Annotated in this window: 20 protein-coding genes; 14 read left to right on the forward strand and 6 right to left on the reverse strand. The window is 70.8% G+C overall.

The genetic code is table 11. The annotated features are described in order from the left end of the window. Positions 1–136: 136 nt before the first annotated feature. The 3 genes from BMW88_RS10295 (at position 137) to BMW88_RS10305 (ending at position 3,700) form a co-directional block, all read left to right on the forward strand. Positions 137–1,723, forward strand: a complete 1,587-nt coding sequence (locus BMW88_RS10295; RefSeq protein WP_089950424.1) for a thiamine pyrophosphate-binding protein — start codon at positions 137–139, stop codon at positions 1,721–1,723. A 28-nt stretch (positions 1,724–1,751) separates the two neighbouring features. Further along, complete coding sequence (locus tag BMW88_RS10300; protein ID WP_089950425.1) at positions 1,752–3,131, forward strand: glycosyltransferase family 39 protein; 1,380 nt, start codon at positions 1,752–1,754, stop codon at positions 3,129–3,131. 83 nt (positions 3,132–3,214) lie between these two features. Further along, entirely contained in the window at positions 3,215–3,700 is a 486-nt protein-coding gene (locus BMW88_RS10305) for a mycothiol transferase (RefSeq protein ID WP_245777688.1), read from the forward strand. A gap of 32 nt (positions 3,701–3,732) precedes the next feature. On the opposite strand, the gene BMW88_RS10310 is transcribed toward BMW88_RS10305, so the two are convergent. Together BMW88_RS10310 and BMW88_RS10315 are read right to left on the reverse strand one after the other, a co-directional pair. After that, positions 3,733–4,461 (reverse strand): HEAT repeat domain-containing protein, encoded by a 729-nt coding sequence (locus BMW88_RS10310; protein ID WP_089950427.1) that lies wholly within the window; start codon positions 4,459–4,461, stop codon positions 3,733–3,735. A 7-nt stretch (positions 4,462–4,468) separates the two neighbouring features. Beyond that, entirely contained in the window at positions 4,469–5,386 is a 918-nt protein-coding gene (locus tag BMW88_RS10315; RefSeq protein WP_089950672.1) for a LysR family transcriptional regulator, read from the reverse strand. Positions 5,387–5,468: 82 nt separating this feature from the next. Here BMW88_RS10315 and BMW88_RS10320 point away from each other — a divergent pair, with 82 nt between their 5' ends. From BMW88_RS10320 to BMW88_RS10345, 6 genes are all read left to right on the forward strand, one after another. Further along, positions 5,469–6,953 carry an aldehyde dehydrogenase family protein gene (locus tag BMW88_RS10320; protein ID WP_089950428.1) on the forward strand — a complete coding sequence of 495 codons (1,485 nt, stop codon included), beginning with the start codon at positions 5,469–5,471 and terminating at the stop codon, positions 6,951–6,953. Continuing rightward, complete coding sequence (locus BMW88_RS10325) at positions 6,934–8,094, forward strand: NAD(P)/FAD-dependent oxidoreductase (protein WP_218148027.1); 1,161 nt, start codon at positions 6,934–6,936, stop codon at positions 8,092–8,094. Before BMW88_RS10320 ends, BMW88_RS10325 begins: the two co-directional genes overlap by 20 nt. A gap of 8 nt (positions 8,095–8,102) precedes the next feature. Further along, positions 8,103–9,233, forward strand: a complete 1,131-nt coding sequence (locus BMW88_RS10330; RefSeq protein WP_177221034.1) for a Glu/Leu/Phe/Val family dehydrogenase — start codon at positions 8,103–8,105, stop codon at positions 9,231–9,233. Then, positions 9,230–10,315: a CaiB/BaiF CoA transferase family protein gene (locus BMW88_RS10335; protein WP_089950430.1), complete on the forward strand. Its 1,086-nt coding sequence runs from the start codon at positions 9,230–9,232 to the stop codon at positions 10,313–10,315. Before BMW88_RS10330 ends, BMW88_RS10335 begins: the two co-directional genes overlap by 4 nt. 1 nt (position 10,316) lies before the next feature. Next, positions 10,317–11,477 carry an acyl-CoA dehydrogenase family protein gene (locus tag BMW88_RS10340; RefSeq protein ID WP_089950431.1) on the forward strand — a complete coding sequence of 387 codons (1,161 nt, stop codon included), beginning with the start codon at positions 10,317–10,319 and terminating at the stop codon, positions 11,475–11,477. Positions 11,478–11,580: 103 nt separating this feature from the next. Then, positions 11,581–12,123 (forward strand): TetR/AcrR family transcriptional regulator, encoded by a 543-nt coding sequence (locus BMW88_RS10345; protein WP_177221035.1) that lies wholly within the window; start codon positions 11,581–11,583, stop codon positions 12,121–12,123. Here BMW88_RS10345 and BMW88_RS10350 read toward each other — a convergent pair. From BMW88_RS10350 to BMW88_RS10365, 4 genes are read right to left on the reverse strand one after another with little or no spacing between them, the layout of a single operon-like run. Continuing rightward, positions 12,120–12,821: a peptidylprolyl isomerase gene (locus BMW88_RS10350; protein WP_089950433.1), complete on the reverse strand. Its 702-nt coding sequence runs from the start codon at positions 12,819–12,821 to the stop codon at positions 12,120–12,122. The genes BMW88_RS10345 and BMW88_RS10350 overlap by 4 nt on opposite strands. Positions 12,822–12,872: 51 nt before the next feature. Next, positions 12,873–13,205: a hypothetical protein gene (locus BMW88_RS10355; RefSeq protein ID WP_089950434.1), complete on the reverse strand. Its 333-nt coding sequence runs from the start codon at positions 13,203–13,205 to the stop codon at positions 12,873–12,875. Between the two features lie 60 nt (positions 13,206–13,265). Then, positions 13,266–13,892, reverse strand: a complete 627-nt coding sequence (locus BMW88_RS10360; protein WP_089950435.1) for a response regulator — start codon at positions 13,890–13,892, stop codon at positions 13,266–13,268. Further along, entirely contained in the window at positions 13,889–14,962 is a 1,074-nt protein-coding gene (locus BMW88_RS10365; protein WP_143116031.1) for a sensor histidine kinase, read from the reverse strand. The genes BMW88_RS10360 and BMW88_RS10365 overlap by 4 nt, the downstream gene beginning before the upstream one ends. A 109-nt stretch (positions 14,963–15,071) precedes the next feature. On the opposite strand from BMW88_RS10365, the gene BMW88_RS10370 reads away from it, so the two are divergent. From BMW88_RS10370 to BMW88_RS10390, 5 genes are all read left to right on the forward strand, one after another. Next, the gene (locus BMW88_RS10370; RefSeq protein WP_245777690.1) at positions 15,072–15,755 is read left to right on the forward strand and encodes an ABC transporter ATP-binding protein; all 684 of its coding nucleotides are present in this window, start codon (positions 15,072–15,074) and stop codon (positions 15,753–15,755) included. Further along, positions 15,752–17,527 (forward strand): FtsX-like permease family protein, encoded by a 1,776-nt coding sequence (locus BMW88_RS10375; protein WP_089950438.1) that lies wholly within the window; start codon positions 15,752–15,754, stop codon positions 17,525–17,527. Before BMW88_RS10370 ends, BMW88_RS10375 begins: the two co-directional genes overlap by 4 nt. Before the next feature lie 54 nt (positions 17,528–17,581). Continuing rightward, positions 17,582–17,773, forward strand: a complete 192-nt coding sequence (locus tag BMW88_RS10380; RefSeq protein ID WP_089950439.1) for an antitoxin — start codon at positions 17,582–17,584, stop codon at positions 17,771–17,773. 282 nt (positions 17,774–18,055) lie between these two features. Beyond that, positions 18,056–20,071, forward strand: coding sequence for an NACHT domain-containing protein (locus tag BMW88_RS10385; protein ID WP_089950440.1), 2,016 nt, complete (start codon positions 18,056–18,058; stop codon positions 20,069–20,071). Positions 20,072–20,122: 51 nt separating this feature from the next. Next, positions 20,123–20,827: an RlpA-like double-psi beta-barrel domain-containing protein gene (locus BMW88_RS10390; RefSeq protein WP_143116032.1), complete on the forward strand. Its 705-nt coding sequence runs from the start codon at positions 20,123–20,125 to the stop codon at positions 20,825–20,827. Positions 20,828–20,987 lie beyond the last annotated feature (160 nt).

A 20,987-nucleotide genomic window follows, 5' to 3' on the forward strand; every position in this document is an offset into this window, starting at 1 on the left:
GGTCGTGCGGTTGCCGAACATCGTGGCACAACCGGTCACCCCGCGAACACCGTTCAGGCGTGGCGCGGGTGGGGCTGAGCACCAGACCTGCCGCACGCCCGTTGCCGGTGCGGTGGGCGAGCCCTAGCGTCGGCCCATGCCACGGGGTGCCGAGAGTCTGCTGGACGTGCTGGCCGCGCACGACGTCCAGGTCGTGTTCGGCCTGCCCGGCGTGCACAACCTCGCCGTCTGGGAGGCGCTGCACCGGTTCCCCGGCATCCGCATGATCGGTGTCCGGCACGAGCAGACAGCGGTCTACGCGGCGGACGGCTACGCACGGGCCACGGGCAAGCTCGGCGTGGCGGTGGTGACCACCGGCCCCGGCGCGGCGAACACGCTCGGCGCCACCGGCGAGGCGTGGGCGTCGGGCAGTCCGGTGCTGGTGATCGCCACGGACATCCCGTCCACCCTGCGCCGGCCGGGCGTCCACCGGGGCGTGCTGCACGAGACGCGCGACCAGGCAGCCATGTTCGTGCCGGTCACCAAGGCGGCGTTCACCGTGCCGTCCGCGCGGGAGCTGGTCGCGTGCGCCGGCGACGCCGTGCAGCAGGCGACGCGGAGCCCGCACGGACCCGTTTACCTCGGCGTGCCAACCGATTTCCTGACCGACGAGGTCCCGCACCACCCGATCGCGAAGACCGGACAGGCCTGTCCCGTCCCGGATCTCACCGAGGCCGCGGACCTCGTCGCCCTGGCGGCGAGGCCGGTGATCTGGGCCGGTGGCGGGGCGGCGCGCTCGGGTGCCGGCCCCGCGGTGGCGGAGCTGGCGGCCAGGCTGCGAGCACCGGTCCTCACCACGTACGGCGCGCGCGGCCTGACCGACAGCCCTTATGTCGTACGGGGTCCGGTGCACGCGCCGCCCGTCGGGAAGCTGTGGGACGACGCGGACCTCGTGATCGCGATCGGCACCGACTTCGACGGCATGATGACGCAGAACTGGCTGCAGCCGAGGCCGCGGAGCCTGCTGGCCATCAACGTCGACGAGGCGGACGCGACCAAGAACTACCCCGCCGACGTCACCGTCGAAGGCGACGCCGCGGCGGTCACCGCGGCGCTGGCCGCCGAGGTGGGCGCCAAGGAGGCCGTCTTCGACGTCGGCGCGGTCAACGCCGAGGTGCGGGCGCTGGTGGAGGCCGACTCCCCCGAAGCCGTGACGCTGCTGGCAGCGCTGGAGGGCACCGACGCCACGATCGTCGCCGACATGTGCATCCCCGGCTACTGGATCGGTGGCTTCCACCACGTCACGAGACCACGCGGCCTCGCCTACCCGGTCGGCTGGGGCACGCTCGGCTTCGGGTTCCCGGCGGCGATCGGCGCGGCCGTGGAGCACCGGACAATCGCGGTGGTCGGCGACGGCGGTTTCCTCTTCGCGTGCGGCGACCTCGCGACGCTCAGGCAGGAGAACCTGCCCCTCACCATCGTCCTCGTCGACGACGGTGGCTACGGCATGCTCCGCTACGACCAGCGGATCGCGAACCACGCCATCAGCGGCGTGGACCTGACCAGACCCGACTTCGCGAAGCTGGCGGAGAGCTTCGGCATCCCCGCCGTCACCCTCGACGGCTTCGACGGCCTGAGGAACGCGCTGGCCGGCGCCAGGGGCCCCGCCGTGGTCGTGGTCAACGCGAGCCTGACACCGCCGATCACCACCTCACCCCGCTGGTACCGGAGAAACGCCACCTGATCAGGTGCCGGCTGGGTACGGTCCGTCCATGGGACGAGGGCTGGGGACAGTGCTCGCCGTGCAGGCGGTGGTGCTGACCGCGTTGTCCGGGCGGTACGGCTTCCACCGCGACGAGCTCTACTTCGTCGCCGCGGGCCGCCGTCCCGCGTGGGGCTACGTCGACCAGCCACCGATCACCCCGGTGCTCGCCCGCGCGTCCGTCGAGGTCTTCGGCGAGACCCCGGCCGGCCTTCGCGTGGTGGCAACGCTCCTCGCCCTGGCGACGACGGTCGTCGTCGCGCTGGTCGCGAAGGAGCTCGGCGGGGGTGAGGTGCTGGCGGCGGCCGCCTCGGCCACGTCGACCTTCGTTCTCGCGGTGGCCCACATGCTCTCCACCGCATCGGTCGACCTGCTGATCTGGGTGCTCGTCGGCTACTTCACCGTCAAGCTGCTCAAGACCGGGAACGGCCGCTGGTGGGCAGCCTTGGGCGCGACCGCCGGCGTGGGCATGGCGAACAAGTGGCTGTTGCTCCTGCTGTTGGCGGCACTGGCGATCGCGCTCGTGGCCGTGGGACCGCGCGACGTCCTGCGCACCTGGTGGCTTCCCGCCGGCGCGGCGCTGGGCCTGCTGATCGCCGCGCCGGTGCTGGCGTGGCAGGCGGTGCACGACTTCCCGCTGCTCGCGGTGGCCCGCGGCATCAGCGAAGACGACGGCGCCGAGAACCGCGTCCTCTTCCTGCCCATGCAGCTCGTGATGCTCTCCCCGGTGCTGGTGCCGGTGTGGGTGCTCGGTTTCCGCGAACTCTGGCGCTCCAGGACGTTGCGCTCGCTGGCCCTCGCCTACCCGGTCCTGTGCGTCCTCTGCCTGCTCACCGGCGGCAAGCCCTACTACGCCGTGCCGCTCCTGCTGGTCCTGGTGGCGGCGGGCGCCCGCCGGAGCGGGGACTGGCTCCTGCGCCGCAAAGCGGTCGGCGGCGTGCTCGTGGCCCTGAGCGTCATCCCGGCGGTCGTGGGTTCCCTGCCGGTCCTGCCGCCGGACGCGATCGGCCCGGTCCTCGCCATCAACCCGGAACAGGGCGAGCAGGTCGGCTGGGAGGAGCTCGCCGGGACGGTCGAGAAGGCCTGGCGGGAGAACGACCGCCCCGTCGTCATCACCCGCAACTACGGCCAAGCCGGCGCCATCGAGACCTACACCCCGATCCCCGTGTACTCGGGCCACATGTCCTTCTACGACTGGGGACCACCCCAGACCCCGGACAAGGACGTACTGCTCGTCGGCTTCAACACACCGCCGTTCACCGCTTGCAAGATCGTTGCGCAGTATCACAACGTCGTGGAGAACGAGGAAGACGGCACGGAGATATGGTCGTGCACGGCACCGGCGGAGCCGTGGGAAGACATCTGGCCGAAGTTGCGCCGTTACTACTGAAGTGCCACCCACCACTTAGGACAGTGGCATCTTCCCGCCCGGTCGTGGTTCCGCGCCACCGGGAGGACTGGCAAGATCCTCCGGTGACTCGAACCTGGCCCACGAACCGCGCCGAGGACGAAGCCGTGCTCGCCTGGCAGTTCCTCGACTTCCTCCGCAGGACCGCCGTGCTGAAGGTCGACGGCCTGACCCGTGACCAGGCCGCGGCCGCCCCGATCGCCACCTCCCCCGGGCTGACGGCGCTCGGCGTGCTCAAGCACCTCGTGGCGGTGGAGCGGTACTGGCTCTGCATCGCGGGCGCGGGTCTCGACCTGCCGTCGCTGTGGCAGGGCGACCCGGACCCGTCGTGGCACCTCACCGCCGACGACACCCCGGAGTCGCTGATCCAGGCGTACCGCGAGGAGTGGGAGAACGCCGAGGCGCTCAAGGAACGCGCGCCGGGCGACAGCGCCGCCGACGGCGGGTTCACCGTGCGGTGGATCCTCGCCCACGTGGCTCAGGAGACCGCCCGGCACGTCGGCCACCTGGACCTGCTCCGCGAGCTCGCGGACGGCCGGACCGGCGAGTAGCCCGCGTCGCCTGCGCCGACCGGCGCACCCCGTCAGATTTCGCCGGGCCACAGCGGGACGAGCGGTGCGACCACGCCGTCGAGGGCGTTGTCGACGATGGCGCCGGCCAGCGGCATCAACGTGGCGCGCGACCACAGCAAGCGATCGCGCAGGACCGGGAGCGCCAGTGCGGCCGCAGCCTGCTCGATCACCTCCTGGCGGTCGTGGTGCAGGCAGCCGGCCAGCGGCTCGGCGGCGCTGCCCACCCCGACGCCCGACCGCGCGAGCCGGCGGACGGCCGCCGCGGCCTGGGTGCGGACCCACCACTTCGAGTCGCGCAGGCGGCCGACGACCGGCGGGAGGGCGGCCGGGTCGGCGGTGTCGCCCAGGGCCGTGACGGCGATCTGGCGGCGGGTCGCGAACCAGTGCGTCACGTCCGGCGTGACGCGCTCGACCGGTTTCGCGCGCCGCAGCCTCGTGATGCCGTAGAGCCACATCCACGGGCTGCGGTACACCTCCTGGCCGAGCCACCGGCGGACCGGGCCGTCGGTCTCGGCGTAGAAGTGCCGCAGCGCGTAGTCCGGGTCGCGGTCCGGATCCCGCTCGGCGAGCACGCGGCAGAGCAGCGGGCGCACCGGTCCCGCGTCGTCGAGGGTGCCGAGGATGACCTCCTCGACGCCCGGCGCGTTGTCGTCGATCAGATGCCTGATGTGGGCGTGCTGTTCCGGCGAACCCCAGTCCCCGAGCCCAGCCAGCGCCCCATCGCTGCTGAGTTCCCCCATCCCGCCATCATGGCGCAGTGATGTGGCCGCCCACAGCGTTTCGGCACACTTCCCGGAGAGCGTTTACCGCGTCCCGCAGCAGCGGGTTCGCGTTCGCGGTGCGGTGGACGACGTGCACGTGCCTGCGCAAAGGCCGGTGCCGCAACGGCATGGCGTGCGTGCCGGGCAGCGCCCGGTAGCCGAGAGCGGGTACCAGCGCGACCCCCACACCCGCGGCCACGAGCGACTGCACGACCTCGTAGTCGTTGCTGCGAAAAGCGATCTTGGGAGCGAACCCCGCCGCCGCGCACAACCGGGTGAGGCACGTGGCGCCCGAGGTGCCGTCGCGGGAGGCGATCCAGCGTTCGGCCGCGAGGTCCTCGAGCCTGACGTCGTTCCTCGCGGCCGGGTGCCCCGCCTGCACCATGACCAGCAGGAACTCGTCCAGCAACGGCAGCACGGTCAGTTCCTGCGGCCACGTGCGCGGCACGAGGTCGTAGGCGTAGACCAGCGCGAGGTCGAGCTCGCCGGTCAGCACGAGCGGCAGCACGTCGTCCGGCTCGGCCTCGTCCAGGCGGATCTCGGCGTCCGGCCGTTCCGCCGACAGCTTCGCCAGCGCCTTCGGCACCACCCGCGAGCTCGCGGTGGGGAACGTGCCGAGCCGCAGGCGGCCCCGCACGCCCTGCACCATCGCCTTCACCTCGTGCTCGAAGCCGTCGAGCGCCGCGAGCAGCTCACCGCCGCGGTCGGCGATCAGCAGGGCGGCCCCGGTCGGCCTGATGGAGTGCGCCTCGCGTTCGAAGAGCGTCACGCCGACGGCGCGCTCGAACGCCGAGATCTGCTGCGAGACGGCCGACGACGTGTAGCCGAGCCGGCGCGCCGCCCCGGCGAACGAACCCGCCTTCACCACCTCGACCAGAGTGCGGAGATGAACCGGGTTGAGCACCAGCACAGCTTATGCTCGACTTCGCCAGGTTTCACCCTGCCGCCTCTGGTGCGCCCACCCGCCGAACACCAGGGTGGGGTGCATGCCCTACGTCTCCACGAACCCGTCGAACACCTCCGACGTGGTCATCGAGATCGAGCTCGGGACCAGCCGGACCTTCGTCGACGCGGCGCGGCGGGCGAAGGCGGCGCAGCGCGAGTGGGCCCGCGTTCCCGCACCCGTGCGCGGACAGGTCATCGGCAACATCGGCCGGCTCGTCGAGGCGAACTCCGAGCCGCTGGCGCAGCTCGTGACCCGCGAGATCGGCAAGCCGAACGCCGAGGCCCGCGGCGAGGTCCGGGAGATCGTGGACACCTGCGACTTCTTCGTCGGCGAGGGCAGGCGCCTCTACGGCCAGACCGTGCCGTCGGAGATGCCCGACAAGCAGCTCTTCACCTTCCGCAACCCGGTCGGGGTCGCGGCGGTCATCACCGCCGGCAACTTCCCGGTCGCCGTGCCGTCCTGGTACATCGTCCCGGCGCTGCTGTGCGGCAACTCGGTCGTGTGGAAGCCCGCCGAGTACTCCGCCGCGTCGGCCCACGCCTTCTACGACGTGTTCCAGGCAGCCGGCATCCCGGCCGGCGTCTTCGAGATCGTCTTCGCCGAGGGCTCGGAGACGTTCGACGGCCTGGAGCAGTCGCTGCGGCAGGGCCTCGTCGACAAGGTCGGCTTCACCGGGTCCAGCGAGGTCGGTGTGCGGATCGGCGAGCTCTGCGGGCGTCACCTCCAGACGCCGTGCCTGGAGCTGGGCGGCAAGAACCCGATGGTCGTCACCGAGGACGCCGACCTGGACCTCGCGGTGCAGGGCGCGCTGTTCGCCGGGTTCGGCTCCGCGGGTCAGCGCTGCACCTCGCTCGGCACGGCGATCGTGCACGAGTCGGTGTACGACGAGTTCCTGGCCCGGTTCGTCGAAGCCGTGTCCGGCGCCGCCGTGGGCGACCCGACCGGAGATGTCCTCTATGGACCGTTGCTGGACGAGAAGTTCGCGGTGGCGTACGAGAAGTACCTCGGCTGGATCGGGGAGCACCACTCGGTGCACGGCCCGACCGGCCGCATCACGAACTCCAGCCCGCGCAACGGCTTCACTGGCGAGAACGGCCTCTACTACCACCCCGCAATCGTTTCCGGTGTGCGTGCCGACGACGAGCTGTTCCTCCAGGAGACGTTCGGCCCGATCGTCGGCGTCATGAAGTACTCGGACCTGGACGAGGCGATCGAGCTCGGCAACAGGCCGGGCTACGGCCTGTCGTGCTCGATCTACACCACGGACCCGAACAAGGCCTTCCGGTTCCGCGCCGGCATCTCCGCCGGGATGGTGAGCGTCAACAACTCGACGTCCGGGGCCGAGGCGCACCTGCCGTTCGGCGGGAACGGCAAGAGCGGCAACGGCTCCCGGCAGTCGGGCGTGTGGGTGCTCGACCAGTTCACCCGCTGGCAGTCCATGAACTGGGACTACTCGGGGAAGCTGCAGAAAGCGCAGATGGACACTCTCGCGATCGAGGCCGACCTTGACTACCGGCTCGGCTGAGCTGCCTGGTCAGGCCGAGGTCGTCGTCATCGGCGGCGGGGTGATCGGCACATCCGTCGCTTTTCACCTCGCCGAGGCAGGCGTCCGGGATGTCGTTGTCGTGGAGCGGGATGAGCTGGGTTCCGGCTCCACCTGCAAGGCAGCAGGCGGAGTGCGCGCCCAGTTCTCCGACGAGCTCAACATCAGGCTCGGTGCCCGATCACTCGAAGCGTTCCAGCGCTTCGGGCAGCGTCCGGGGCAGGAGATCGATCTGCACCAGGTCGGCTACCTGTTCCTCCTCTCTTCCGACGAGCACGTGGCGGCGTTCGAGCGCAACGTCGACCTCCAGAACTCCCTCGGCGTGCGCAGTCGCATGCTGACTGCCGAAGAAGCACGGCGGATGTCGCCGTTGATCGAAACGGACGGCCTGCTCGCGGCGGCCTTCTCGCCTGACGACGGACACTGCACGCCGGAGTCCGTCGTACTCGGCTACGCCACCGCGGCCCGCCGATCCGGGGTCCGCTTCCACACCAGAACCACCGTGAGATCGATCGTACGGACGGGGTCCGACACTTTTCGCGTCGTGACCGACCGGGGCGCCGTCTCGACGGGAGCGGTGGTCTGCGCGGCCGGCGCCTGGTCCCGGTCGATCGGCGAGATGGTGGGCGTTGACCTGCCGGTTTCTCCCCTGCGGCGACAGGTCGTGTGCACCGCGCCGATGCCGGGGCCACCCGATCGGGTGGTGCCCTTCACCATCGACTTCGGCAGCACCTTCTACTTCCACCGCGAGGGTCGCGGGCTGCTGCTGGGCATGTCCGACCCCGACGAGACGCCGGGGTTCAAGCTGGACGTGTCGGACGCCTGGCTGCCGCGCCTGACCGAGGCGATCGGGAGACGGGCGCCGGCACTGCTGGACGTGGGCGTGCGCACCGGCTGGGCCGGTCTGTACGAGATGACGCCGGACCACAACGCGCTGATCGGCTCCGCCGGCCGGTTCTTCTACGCCACGGGCTTCTCCGGGCACGGTTTCCTACAGGGCCCGGCGGTCGGCGAGGTCGTCCGCGACCTGGTGCTGGACCGGGAGCCCTTCGTCGACGTCTCCGCCCTGGACGCCGCCCGCTTCGCCGCCGGCCGGGTGCGGCCCGAACTCAACTGCGTGTGAGGGGTGTGATGGACGTTCTCCAGCTCATGGACGAGTGGGGCCCCGAGAAGGTCGTCTGCGTGTCCGACCGGCGCACCGGCATGAGAGGCGTGCTCGTCATCGACAACACCGCGCGCGGCATGGGCAAGGGCGGCACGCGGATGAGCCCGCGCGTGACGGTCGCGGAGATCGCCCGCCTCGCGCGCGTGATGACGTGGAAGTGGGCCGGGGCCGACCTGTTCTTCGGCGGCGCCAAGGCGGGCATCCTGTTCGACCCGTCCTCCCCCGGCAAGGAGGCGGCGCTGCGGGCGTTCGCGCGCAAGCTCTCCAACGAGGTGCCGCGCGAGTACGTGCTCGGGCTCGACATGGGCCTCACCGAGCGGGACGCCGCGATCGTCCAGGACGAGCTGTCGGACCGCGGTGCCATGATGGGCGCACCGGCTCAGCTCGGCGGTCTTCCGTACGACGAGCTGGGCGTCACCGGGTTCGGCGTGGCCGAGGTGGCGGACGAGCTGATGGCACAGCACGGTTCGCTGCGCGGCAAGCGCGTCGCCATCCAGGGTTTCGGCGCGGTCGGTGCCGCGGCGGCGAGGCGGTTCGCCGAACTGGGCGCCGTCGTCGTCGCCGTGTCGTCGGTGCACGGGGCGCTGGTCGACCCCGCCGGGCTGGACGTCGCCCGGCTGCTGGAGCTGCGCGGCGAGTCCGGTGACCTCGCGGTCGCGGAGTACGGCGGCGTCCGCGAGCTCGGCACCGAGCTCCGGGTGCCGTGCGACGTGCTGGTGCCGGCGGCGCTGCAGGACGTGATCGACGCGGATCTCGCGGGTGAGCTCGACACCACCCTGGTGGTCGAGGGTGCGAACCTGCCGACGTCCGCCGCGGCGCAGGAGGTGCTGGCGCGGCGCGGGATCACGGTCGTGCCGGACTTCGTCGCGAACGCCGGTGGCGTGGTCGCGGCGGCGTTCGGGATGGACGCGCGGTACTCGCCGTTCCCGGTGGATCCCGCGACGGTGCTCGCCGCCGTGTCCTCGAAGCTGAGGGCGAACGCGGCGCACGTCGTCGCCGAGGCGGGGAGGCGGGGGGCGACGACCCACGTGGCCGCGCGCGAGCTGGCGCAGGACCGCGTGCTGGCCGCGATGAAGCTGCGGGGGCGGGTCGTATGAGCTCACTCGAAGGTGTGGTGATCGCGGACTTCGGCCGCGTGCTGGCGGCGCCGTACGCGACGATGGTGCTGGGCGACCTCGGCGCCGAGGTGGTCAAGGTCGAGCAGCCGGGCAGGGGCGACGAGACCCGCGCGTGGGGTCCGCCGCACCACGGTGACGAGGCGACGTACTTCCTGTCCGTCAACAGGAACAAGACGTCCGTGCAGATCGACCTGGCGACGGAGGCGGGCCGGGAGCGGGCGCGCGAGCTCATCGCGCGGGCGGACGTCGTCGTCGAGAACTTCACACCGGGCACCATGAAGAAGTTCGGGCTGGACTACGAGTCGTTGGGGCGTGACGACCTCGTCTACTGCTCGATCTCGGGGTTCGGCTCCGGCAAGGGCGCGGACCTGCCCGGCTACGACCTGCTCGTGCAGGCCGTGGGCGGGTTGATGAGCGTGACGGGACCCGGTCCGCACGCACCGGTGAAGACCGGTGTGGCGCTGGTCGACGTCCTCACGGGGTTGCACGCCTGCGTCGGCATCCTCGCGGCGTTGCGGCACCGCGAGGCGACCGGGCGGGGCCAGCTCGTCGAGCTGGACCTGCTGACGGTGCTGCTGTCGAGCATGGTGAACCAGAGCGCGGGCTTCACGCTGGCGGGTTCGGTGCCGAAGCCGATGGGCAACCGGCACCCGTCGATCGCGCCGTACGAGGTGTTCCCGACGGTGGACCAGCCGATCGTGCTCGCCGTGGGCAACGACCGGCAGTTCCGCCGGCTGTGCTCGGTGCTGGACGTGCCGGAGCTGGCGACGGATCCGCGGTTCGTCACGAACTCCGGCCGGGTCGAGCACGTCGACGAGCTCTTCGAGGTGCTCTCGGCGCGGCTGCGGACGCGCCCGGCGCAGCACTGGTTCGAGACGCTGACCCCGCTCGGCGTCCCGTGCGGGCCGGTGAACGACGTCGCACGGGCGTTCGCGCTGGCCGAATCGCTGGGCCTGCACCCCACGGCGACGATCGACGACATGACGCTCGTCGCGAACCCCATCCGCCTGTCGCGCACGCCGGTCACCTACCGGCTGCGCCCGCCGAAGCTGGAGCAGTGACGTGCCGGACCCGTTGCAGTTGCTGGACATCCCGTCGCTGCTCAGCGACGAGGAGCGCGCCATCCAGGCCACCGTCGCGGCGTTCCTGGCCGACCACGTCCGGCCGCACGTCGCGTCCTGGTTCGAGGAGGGCGTGCTGCCGCGTGAGCTGGCGCGGGAGCTCGGCAAGCTCGGCGTGCTCGGCATGCACCTGGAGGGCTACGGGTGCGCGGGCACGTCGGCGCTGGCGTACGGGCTCGCGTGCCTGGAGCTGGAGGCCGCGGACAGCGGGATCCGCAGCTTCGTGTCCGTGCAGGGCTCGCTGTCGATGTACTCGATCCGGCAGTACGGCTCGGAGGAGCAGAAGCAGGAGTGGCTGCCGCGGCTCGCCGCCGGTGAGGCGATCGGGTGCTTCGGGCTGACCGAGCCGGACTTCGGCTCCAACCCGTCCGGCATGCGCACCCACGCCGTGCGCGACGGTGCGGACTGGGTGCTCAACGGCGCGAAGACGTGGATCACCAACGGTGGCCTGGCGGACGTGGCGACCGTGTGGGCGAGGACGGAGGAGGGATTTCGAGGATTCCTGGTTCCTCGCGGCACGCCGGGATTTTCCACGCGGGACATCAAGAACAAGCTGTCGATGCGAGCGTCCGTCACCTCCGAACTGGTCCTGGAGGACGTGCGGCTGCCGGAAAGCGCGCGGCTGCCGCTGGCGACTTCGCTGCGCGCCCCGCTTTCGTGCCTCAACGAAGCGCGGTTCGGGATCGTGTTCGGTGCCGTGGGCGCCGCACGGGATTCGTTGCAGGCGGCGTTGGACTACGCGGGCACGCGCATCCAGTTCGACAAGCCGATCGCCGCGTTCCAGTTGACGCAGCGGAAGCTGGCGAGCATGTCCGTGCAGGTCAACACGGCGATGCTGCTGGCACTGCACCTCGCGCGCCTCAAGGAGGCCGGCACGCTCAAGCCGGAGCAGATCAGCGTCGGCAAGTACAACAACGTCGAGACGGCCATCGCGGTCGCCAGGGAAAGCCGGACGATCCTCGGCGCCAACGGCATCTCTTCGGAGTACTCGCCGTTGCGCCACGCGAACAACCTGGAATCAGTGCTGACTTACGAGGGCACTTCCGACATCCATTTGCTATCCATCGGCCACGCGTTGACCGGAATCGCCTCGTTCCGCTGATCGTCCGCCTTATTCTGCACCCCGCAAGGGGGTTCGCGGGTGGGAGGACGTTCTGCCGGAGGAGACAAGCAGCCGCAGTGACGCGCGCCGCAACCGCAAGCGATTGCTGGACGCCGCGACGCACGTCCTGCGGACTGAACCGACAACGGCGACGATGCAGTCGATCGCGCGCAAGGCAGCGCTTTCGCAGGCGACGGCGTATCGCCACTTCCCGTCCGTGGAAGCACTGGTGACGGCCTACCACGAGGCCGTCATGAGGTCGTTGGCCGAGCACGGCGAACGATCCCGCAAGAGAGGCAAGGATCTTTTCGAACACCAGGCCCTGCGCTGGGTGAAGATGCAGAGCCTGCACGGCCCGGTGATCGTGCGGTTCTGGTCCCAGCGCGGGTTCCTGGAGCGTCTGCAGTCCGCCGATGTCATGACGGTGCTGTCGTGCGCGGCGTGGGACCGGGCACTGCGCGGCGTGCTGATCGACCTGGCGCTGCCGGACACGTTGCTGCCCGTGGCGCGGTTGGTGCACAACGCGTTGTTCGACCCGAGAGCGATCATCGACCTGACGACCACCGCCGGACTACCTGACGAGCAGGTGGTCCGGCGGCTCTCGGACGCGTTCTACGGAGCGCTGACGGGATGGGGCAGGCCCTAGACGCCGAGCGGGAGCACCCACTTCAGCTCGGTGGTGCTGGCGGGCCGCCCGTCCTGCGGGTTCTCCCCCGCGATGCCACCGGCCGCGATCTTGTCGAGGGTCTTGAGGCCCTCCGGGAGGATCTGGCCGAACACCGTGTAGTTCGGGCGCAGGATCGAGTCCGACTGCACCAGGAAGAACTGCGAGCCGTTCGTGTCCGGACCGGCGTTGGCCATCGCGAGCGTGCCGCGCGGGTAGACGCGGCGCTGGCCGGTGGGGTCGTTCGGCGCCGGCGGCAGATCGGTCGGCAGCTCGTCGGCGTACTTGTAGCCCGGGCCGCCCGCACCGGTGCCGGACGGGTCGCCGCACTGCAGCACCTTCAGCGTCGGGTACGCGGTGAGGCGGTGGCACTCGGTCTGGTGGTAGAAGCCGCGGTGCGCGAGGTGGATGAAGCTGTGCGTGGTGCACGGGGCTTTGCCGCGGTCGAGCACCAGCGGCACGTCGCCCTGGTTCGTCTTGACCTTCACCAGCACTTTCCCCTTGGTGAACCACGGGTCGCGCGGGATGGTCACCGGACGGGCGGCAGGGTCGTCCGGCGTCGCGGTGTAGCCGCAGTCCGGCCGGGCGGACTGCGCCTGCGGCTGCGCGGACGCGGTTCCGGTGGTGATGACCCCGGCGGCCAGCGCCGCCACCGCCAGGGAAGCTGCGATTCGCCTCATGCGCGATTCCTAGTGGAGCCGGTGGTGACCCGGCAAGGCTTGACCAATCACTCAGTTGTCGGTGTCTTCGGTGATCTCGTACTCGCAGACCGCCCGCGCGCCGGAGTTCGCGACCTCCTCCTCCTTCTCGACGCGGAGCTTGCAGGTCGCCTGCCCGCTCCGCGGCTGCACGATCAGCGTGATCCTGCCGAGCGCGTTGGCGAGCAGGGCGCGGTTGCGCAGCGGCAGGTCAACGGTCTCGGACTGCGCCGCGCCACCGGGGACGGTGAGCGTCACCTCGGCCTGGCCCGTGCCCTCGACGTCGTAGAACGCCTCGTAGGTGTAGCTCTTCTGGCCGCACGCGGCGAGCACCAGCACGGGAACCAGCAGGAGGAGTTTCTTCATGGCTCGGATTCTCGTGATGTCCTGCGAACGAGGCTTCTGTCCGCAGACTGGTTGTGGGTCCTACTTTCGGCCGACCAGCCGGGCTTCCCACGCCCAAGCGGCGATCTCGACGCGGTTGCGGGCGTCCAGTTTGGTCTGAACGCTCGCCAGATGCGTCTTCACCGTGCCGATGGAGATGAACAGTTCCTGCGCGATCTCCGCGTTCGTCTTGCCGATGGCCGCGAGTTTCACGACGTCGAGCTCACGCGCGGAGAGATTGTGCGGCCGTTGCGGTGCAGGCGCGTTCATGTGCTGCAACAGCCGGACAGTGATCGACGGGCTGATGAGCGCATCGCCCGTGACGGCCGCACGGATCGCTTCGACGAGCAGGTTCGGTCCGGCGTCTTTCAGCAAGAAGCCGCACGCGCCGTTCTTCAACGCCGTGTGCACGTACTCGTCATGGTCGAACGTCGTGCACACCACCACGCGGACGTCGTTCGCGATTTGCTTGAGCGCTTCCAGTCCGTCCATGCGCGGCATGCGGATGTCCATCAACGCCACGTCGGGCTTCGTGCGGCGTGCCTCGGACACCGCCTCGATGCCGTCCCGCGCCTCCGCCACGACCTCGATGTCGGGCTCCGCGTCCAGGATCATGCCGAACCCGGTGCGCACCATCGCCTGGTCGTCCGCGACGAGAACCCTGATCACGCCGTCGCCCTTCGCGTCGGGAGCGCGACGTCGACGACCCAGCCACCGTCGACGCCGGGCCCCGCCTTGATCCTGCCACCGAGCGCCTGCACGCGTTCGGTGAGTCCGATGAGGCCGAAACCGTGGCCCTGCCTCGCGGGCCTGCCGTCGTCGGCGACCTTGACGGTGACCCAGCCCGGCGCGGCCTGGATCCGGACGTCCACCTCGGTGGCCTCCGCGGCATGTTTCCTGATGTTGGTCAGCGCCTCCATCACCACCCGGTGCACCGAGCCCACCACCTCGAGCGGCAGATCCGCGGTGTCGCCGTGGACCTCGAGGGTCGCCCGTGGCTCGGCCTCGACCAGCGGCTCGATGTCGGCGATGCCCGTGACCGGCGCCACGGGCACGTCGTCGCGCAGCACGCCGACCATGCGCCGCATCGCGCTCATGGCCTCGCCGCCGGCCTCCTCGATGCGGCCGAGGGCCTGTTTCGCCCGTGCGGGGTCGCGTTCGACGATCCGGCTCGCTCCCTGGGCCAGCACGACCATGCCGGTGAGGTGGTGCCCCACGAAGTCGTGCAGGTCCCGCGCGAACTCGGCCCGCTGCTCGGCCTGGACGGCGGCCACCTGCTTCTCGCGGGCGTTGCCGAGCAGGCGGAGGTAGCCGGTGAGGGCGAGCACGGCGGTGGCGACGACCAGCAGGCCCATCGCGAGCGTCACCTCGGTGCTGCCCAGCGGGAACCGGACGGGCTGGGTGACCAGCGCGATGACGACCCAGCCGAGCAGCGGCGCGTCCCGCCACGACCTCGCCCGGTGCGCGGTGACCGCCAGCACGCCGGTCAGCGCCAGCGCCTCGGCCAGGCCGAACTCCTTGTCGAGCGGGTTGAGCACGGTGAACGTGACGCACGCTGTGGCGGCGAGAGCGGCCGCCACGCGGTGGGGGCGCAGCCAGGCGAGCGCGGGGAGCAGGACGCAGGCGAACGCGGCCCACCCCGTCCACGGGTAGAGGCCCGGCGAGTTGAACAGGCCGTAGTAGGCGTCCACGAACGCGGCGGCGACCAGTGCGGCGATCGCGCCGGACTTCCAGAGCATGACCACGACCTTATGCACCCGGTGGCGTGGCGCAGATCGGCCGAAAGGCAGAGGGGAGCCGTTCTCGGGACGGAGGTGCCCGGCCGGCACGGCGGACTTTGCTGACCACGTGAACAACTTCGCTTCCGCCGCGGTCGACCTCGTGAAGGTGTACGGCTCCGGTGACACCGCGGTCCGGGCACTCGACGGGGTGACGGCCGGCTTCCGGCCCGCCGCGTTCAGCGTGATCACGGGACCGTCCGGCTCCGGCAAGTCCACGCTGATGCACTGCCTCGCGGGCCTCGACACCGCCACCTCCGGCGCGGCGCTCCTCGGCGGGAAGGACCTGACCCGGCTGTCCGACCACGCGCTGACCCGCGTGCGCCGGGACCGGGTCGGGTTCGTGTTCCAGACGTTCAACCTGCTGCCGGCGCTGACCGCGGAGCAGAACGTCCTGCTGCCGGTGCAACTGGCCGGCCGCCGGCCCGATCGCGCCTGGTTCACGCAGCTCGTGGAGGTGCTGGGGCTGTCGGCACGACTCACACACCGGCCCTCGGAGCTGTCCGGCGGACAGCAGCAGCGGGTGGCCTTGGCGCGTGCGCTGGTCACGCGGCCCGAGGTCGTCTTCGCCGACGAACCGACCGGGAACCTGGACTCGCGGTCTTCCGCGGACGTGCTGAACCTGCTGCGGCAGGCCGTGCGGGACTTCGGTCAGACGATCGTGATGGTCACGCACGACGACCGCGCCGCCTCCTACGCCGACGCCGTGGTGCGGATGGCCGATGGACGTGTCGTCGAGGCGGTGGCCGCGTGAGGCGGTTCCTGCCCGTCCTGTCGATCATGATCGCGGCGTTCTTCGCCTACGCGACGGTGCTCGCCGAGGACGTCGCCGAACGCTCGCTCGCGGTGGGTGGCGCCCGGCTGGTCGAGGTGTTCGCGCTGCTCGGCGCCTTCGTCACGGTCGCCGTGATCGTGGCCGCGCTGGTTTCCACGTCGACGTTCCGGATCGTGTTCGCGCAGCGGGTGCGGGAGCTCGCGTTGCTGCGCGCCATCGGCGCCTCGCGGGCACGGCTGGCGCGGGGCCTGCTCGCCGAGGGAGCGCTGACCGGGTTGCTCGCCTCGGTCGCCGGGGTCGCGCTGGCGGCGGGCGCCGGACAGCTCGTGCCGCTGGCCGGGCTGGTGGCTCCGGGGTTCCCGCTCACGCCGGCGTTGATCGTCGTCCTCGGGTCGTTCGTGCTGACCACGCTCGCCGTGCTGGCGCCGGCGTGGTCCGCGGCCGCGGTGTCGCCGCTGGAGGCGCTGCGGACCTCGGCCGTGCAGGACGCCCAGAGCCGGATCGGCGGTCCGCGCTGGGTCATGGGTGTTCTGATGGCGTTGGGAGCGGGCGGGCTGCTGGTCAACGTCGCGGTCGATGGCCTGGCGACGAAACAACGCCCTTCCGGTGTGACGGAAGAACTGCTGCTGCGGACGACCATCAGCGGTGCGTTGGCGTTCGGTGCACTGATCACCCTCGGGCCCGCGTTGATCTCGCCGGTGCTTCGGTTGATCGGAATTCCGTTGCGGCGCAGCCCCGTCGGGTCGTTGGCGGTGAGCGGGGTGGGTGGTGCGCCACGCCGGGCTGCCTCGATCACCGCGGTGGTGGCGCTGGGGGTCAGCCTCGTCATCGCGACGCTGACGGGCGCGAACACGGCGCAGGGCTTGGGGAGGGCCGAGATGGCGAGCGCCTACCCGGCGGACCTGGAGTTCACCGGACCGGTCGACGTGCGGGCGTTGCAGGCGGCCGGGCTCACGGACGTCCTCCCGTACCGGCGCGCGGACATCACCGTCAACGGGTCGCTCACCATGCGCGGCACCGATCTCGACATGAGCGAGCTCCGCGTTCTGCCGGACTTCCGCGTCGACACCGGGTCCCTGTCCGGCATGGGGCCGCGCAAGATCATCCTGTCGACCCGGACGTCGAGCGCCCTCGGGCTCACCGCGGGTTCCGAGGCCGACGTCAACGGCGTGCGGATGACGGTGGCGGCGACGGTGTTCGGCGGTGTGCCGCTCGGCAGCGCGGTGCTGCACCCGTCCGATGTGGAGGGTGAACCGGCCGGCGCGCTCGCGAACGGCGCGAGGGACCGCGTGCCGGCCGGGTTCGAGGTCGAGTCGCTCAGCGAACGCCGGCTCGCGCAGGAGAACTGGTTCACCACGTTGGTGGCGATCGCGATCGGGCTGCTGTTCCTGACCGTGGTGATCGCCGTGGTGGGCGTGGGCTCGACCACGGCGTTGTCGGCACTCGAGCGGACCCGGGAGTCCGGGCTGCTGCGCGCGATCGGCCTGACCCGCTGGGAGCTCGGCCGCCTCATCACGACCGAAGCCGGCCTCTACGGACTCGTCGGCGCGGTGCTCGGGCTCGTCATCGGAATCCCCTACGCGTGGCTCGCGATCATCTCGCTCGGCGTCGAATGGCCGTTGCAGGTGCCCGTTGCCGCGGTCGCCGTGGTCGTGCTCGTCCTGACCGCGCTCACCGCGGGTGCGGGGCTGCTGCCCGCCCTCAGAGCCGCGAGGCTGAGCCCGGTGGCGGCACTTCACTCGATCCAGTGACGTGTATCGGATGCGGGACTGGGTAACCGGGGTCCATAGGGAGGTAATGCACTCATGGGCTTCGATGAGCTGAAGAACAAGGCCAAGGACCTGATCGGCCAGCACGGCGACAAGGTCGATCAGGGTGTGGACCGCGCGGGCCAGTTCGCCGACGAGAAGACCGGCGGGCAGCACAGCGAGCACATCGACAAGGGCGAGGACAAGCTCAAGGAAGGCCTTCGAAACTTCGGCGGCCAGCAGCAGTGACCTCGGGCCACCGGTAACGGGGAAGAGACAGCGGCCAGCGTGCTCTTAGGAGTGCGCTGGCCGCTGTCGTCCGCCATCACAACGATGGAACCTCAAGGCCGTGGCCCATACGCAGCGTGGGCATTCTGAGACTGCTCGTGCTGCTGGGTCGCATGTGAGTTAGCCGCTGCACCCACCGAACGTGGCGTTCCTCGGGCGGCGTTCCGAGTCACTTCCGCGATTCCCGCGACCCGGTTACCGTCGTTCGCCGGGATCACGGAGGTGGAAGTGGATCCGAGCGGGGTGACAAGAGCCGCGCGGCTGACCGCACTGGCCGCGTTGTGCCTGGTCACCGTGGTCCTGCTGCTCCCAGCCGCCATCAGCGTGAGCACCGGCGGAGCCGTGCCGGAGTTCTTCGGCCAGTTCGGTGAGTGGTTGTGGCCGGCTGTCGGCGTGATGGTGCTGGTCGCCGTCGGCCTGGTGGTCTGGGAGCGGGTCCGCGGCCACGAGACGAGCAGCCGCACCGCCGCCCTGGGCAGGGTCGAGTCGCGGGTGAAGGCCCTGCTCGCCTCCTCGCTGGCCGCGCAGACGCAGATCAAGCTCGGCGTGGTGCGGCAGCCGCGGCTCCACGTGCGGGTCGCGGGTGAGGAAGTTTCGTCTCCGGACCTGGAGGCCGTCTACGACCGCCTCGGTCACACCATGGTCCTGATCGGCCCGGTGGGCAGTGGGCGCTCGACGTTGCTGCGTGAACTGTGCCTGGTGCTGGTCGAACGTGCGCGCAACGATCCGCAGGCGCCGATTCCGGTCGTCGTGGATTTGGCGACGTGGCGCGCGTACGGCACGCGCAAGCCAACGGAGTTCACCGCGTGGCTGCTGCGCGAGATGAACCGGCGCTACGGCATCAGCCGCTCGGCCGGCACGATCTGGCTGCGCCGCGGGCGGGTGGCCGTCCTCATCGACGGCCTGGACGAGGTGCCGCGGGTCGACCGGGCGCACTGCGAGTCCGAGCTCGCGCCGTTCGCCTCGGTGGTGTGCTCGACGGGGCCGATCGAGAACCTGCCGTCGGTGTTCGTCGAGCCGTTGTCGCGTGGACAGGTGCTGGAGTACATCGCTTCGGTCAGCCCGCGTCTCGACAGCCTGGAGTCAGCTCTGACACCGGCGATCTGGGACCAGCTCGACTCGCCGCTGGCGCTGAACCTGGTGGCGCTGACCCACCTGGACAAACAGGTCGACACGATCGGCACCGACTTCGTGGGGTCTTTCGTCGTGGAACGGCTGTCCGGCCAACGCGGTGCAGGGCCCACGATCCGTGCGCTGAAGTTCCTCGCACGGCTGGACCGCCCGGACCTCGGCGCGCCCGTGCACATGCCTCACCGCCGTGAGTGGCTCCCGCTGCTGCCGACGCGTCCGTTGTGGTTGCTGTTCGTGCGCGCGGTACCTGCCGCATACGCCGGTGGGGTGTGCGCCGTGGCGTTCATGACGGGGCTGCGGCTTGGATTGTGGCCGGCTCTGGTTTTCGTGGTCGCGTCTTCCGCGTTGCTCGTGTTGGTGAACAAACTGCCGCACGTCTTCCATCCGCCCGGACGCGCGCACGGCATCATTACTGCTGCGCTCGCTTTCCTCGCCGGTGTGCTCGGCGGGCTGTTGGTCGGACTCGTCGGTCTGTGGCTCGGCGGTATCGGTATGCCGTGGCCGTACTTCGTCGCGTACGTGTTCGTGGTGGTGGCGTCCTTCTTCCTGGCCTTGGGCTTCGTGCCGGGCGACGCACCCGTGCCGTGGGCGGCGATGATCGCGGCCGCGCCGGGCGTGTCGATGATCTGGACCGGTCCCCACACCGTGCTGATGGGCATGGGTATCGGGTTCTCCGCAGGTGTAGCCGGTGGTGTGTTCGCGGCGGCCGTAGGACGTGTGTGGCGCACGGTACGCACAGCGCAGCACCAGAGGATGCGAGTCGGACGTCCGTGGTGGGTTCAGCCCGCCGTCCCACTTCTCGGCGCGGTCGGTCTGCTGGGCGGCTTGGGCACGTCGGGGTCGTGGGGCACCGCGCTGGGCGTCGCCTTGGGCTTGCTGGTGACACCGACCGCTGCCCGCGACTACGTCTGGCCGTTCGACGCGTTCGCCGAAGCAGCAGCCGAAGGCATCACCCGTCCCCTGTCGCTGGGCGAGTTGTCGTTCCGCCGCACGGCTCTGCTCCACCTGGCCCAGGACCGGCTGCTGCTCACCCGCGTCGACGGCGAGTACCGCTTCGCCCACGTGGCGCTCCGCGACCACCTGGCGTCCTGCGATCCGACAGCGCTGGTGCGGGCCACGCGCCGATGAACCTTCCCGGCCTGCTGGCCGTAGGCCTGACCGAGAGGTCGGGTGTTGTGGATGCGCTGGTCGAAGGGCTGGATCGCGGCCGCCGGGACGTTCTCGGTCGTCGCGGCCATCGGGGGTACGGCCTTCGCACTCGCCGGCTCGGGTGCTCCCCCGTCGCAGCCGGGAGTGGCGGGCAAGGAGGTCTGCGCGGGACAGCCGCCCAGGGCGGTGAGGTCCGGCGGACCGGCGGCCGTGACATCGGACCAGTTCCCGCTCGGAACCTCCCTGCGCGTCACGAACCTCGGCAACGGCCGGTCGATCACCGTGCCCGTCATCGGCACCGCGGCCGGCTGCGCGGTGCTGAACACCGCGGCCTTCGACTCGTTGGCCTTCGACTCGTCGCGTCCGGCGGGCCTGGGCAGAGGCGGGGCGGACAGCTCTCCCCGGCAGGTCCGGGTGGAGATCGTCGGCAACGCGCCCGCGCCCGTCCGGTCCTCCACGCCGAGGCTGCGGGCTTCCGGAGTCGTCGGGCAGGTCGTGTGCGACGGGACGACGGTCGGGGTGTCGGCCGTGGGTGGAGCGCCGGGAGCGTTCTCGTCGCAACTGCCGGTCGGGACCTCGGTCCGGGTGACCAACCTGGACAACGGACGGCAAACGACCGTGCGGATCGTCGGGGTAGGGCCAGCCTGCGTGCGGTTGAACAGCGCGGCGTTCGAGTCGGTCGCGGAACCGGGGAAGAACGTGATCGATCGGGTGCAGCTCGAAAAGGTGACTTGACGACGTACGCTGCTCCCCGGATTTGGGGGAGGGGACCGTGTTCCGTCGGTTTTTGATCTCGGCTGTCCTGCTGTCGGGATGCGCCGCGCAAGAAAGCGCACCTGCGCCGGTGGCCTCGCCTCCGCCGTCTTCGTCTTCGTCTTCGTCTTCGGCTTCGGTG

The organism is Lentzea xinjiangensis, assembly GCF_900110955.1.
Classification (GTDB): domain Bacteria; phylum Actinomycetota; class Actinomycetes; order Mycobacteriales; family Pseudonocardiaceae; genus Lentzea; species Lentzea xinjiangensis.

What these genes read in the sequence shown, in the direction of transcription:
- BMW88_RS10295 (WP_089950424.1), top strand. Translation starts at nt 137, where the DNA reads ATGCCACGGGGTGCCGAGAGTCTGCTGGACGTGCTGGCCGCGCACGAC.
- BMW88_RS10300 (WP_089950425.1), top strand. Translation starts at nt 1,752, where the DNA reads ATGGGACGAGGGCTGGGGACAGTGCTCGCCGTGCAGGCGGTGGTGCTG.
- BMW88_RS10310 (WP_089950427.1), bottom strand. Translation starts at nt 4,461, where the DNA reads ATGGGGGAACTCAGCAGCGATGGGGCGCTGGCTGGGCTCGGGGACTGG.
- BMW88_RS10320 (WP_089950428.1), top strand. Translation starts at nt 5,469, where the DNA reads ATGCCCTACGTCTCCACGAACCCGTCGAACACCTCCGACGTGGTCATC.
- BMW88_RS10330 (WP_177221034.1), top strand. Translation starts at nt 8,103, where the DNA reads ATGGACGTTCTCCAGCTCATGGACGAGTGGGGCCCCGAGAAGGTCGTC.
- BMW88_RS10335 (WP_089950430.1), top strand. Translation starts at nt 9,230, where the DNA reads ATGAGCTCACTCGAAGGTGTGGTGATCGCGGACTTCGGCCGCGTGCTG.
- BMW88_RS10350 (WP_089950433.1), bottom strand. Translation starts at nt 12,821, where the DNA reads ATGAGGCGAATCGCAGCTTCCCTGGCGGTGGCGGCGCTGGCCGCCGGG.
- BMW88_RS10355 (WP_089950434.1), bottom strand. Translation starts at nt 13,205, where the DNA reads ATGAAGAAACTCCTCCTGCTGGTTCCCGTGCTGGTGCTCGCCGCGTGC.
- BMW88_RS10365 (WP_143116031.1), bottom strand. Translation starts at nt 14,962, where the DNA reads ATGCTCTGGAAGTCCGGCGCGATCGCCGCACTGGTCGCCGCCGCGTTC.
- BMW88_RS10380 (WP_089950439.1), top strand. Translation starts at nt 17,582, where the DNA reads ATGGGCTTCGATGAGCTGAAGAACAAGGCCAAGGACCTGATCGGCCAG.
- BMW88_RS10390 (WP_143116032.1), top strand. Translation starts at nt 20,123, where the DNA reads ATGCGCTGGTCGAAGGGCTGGATCGCGGCCGCCGGGACGTTCTCGGTC.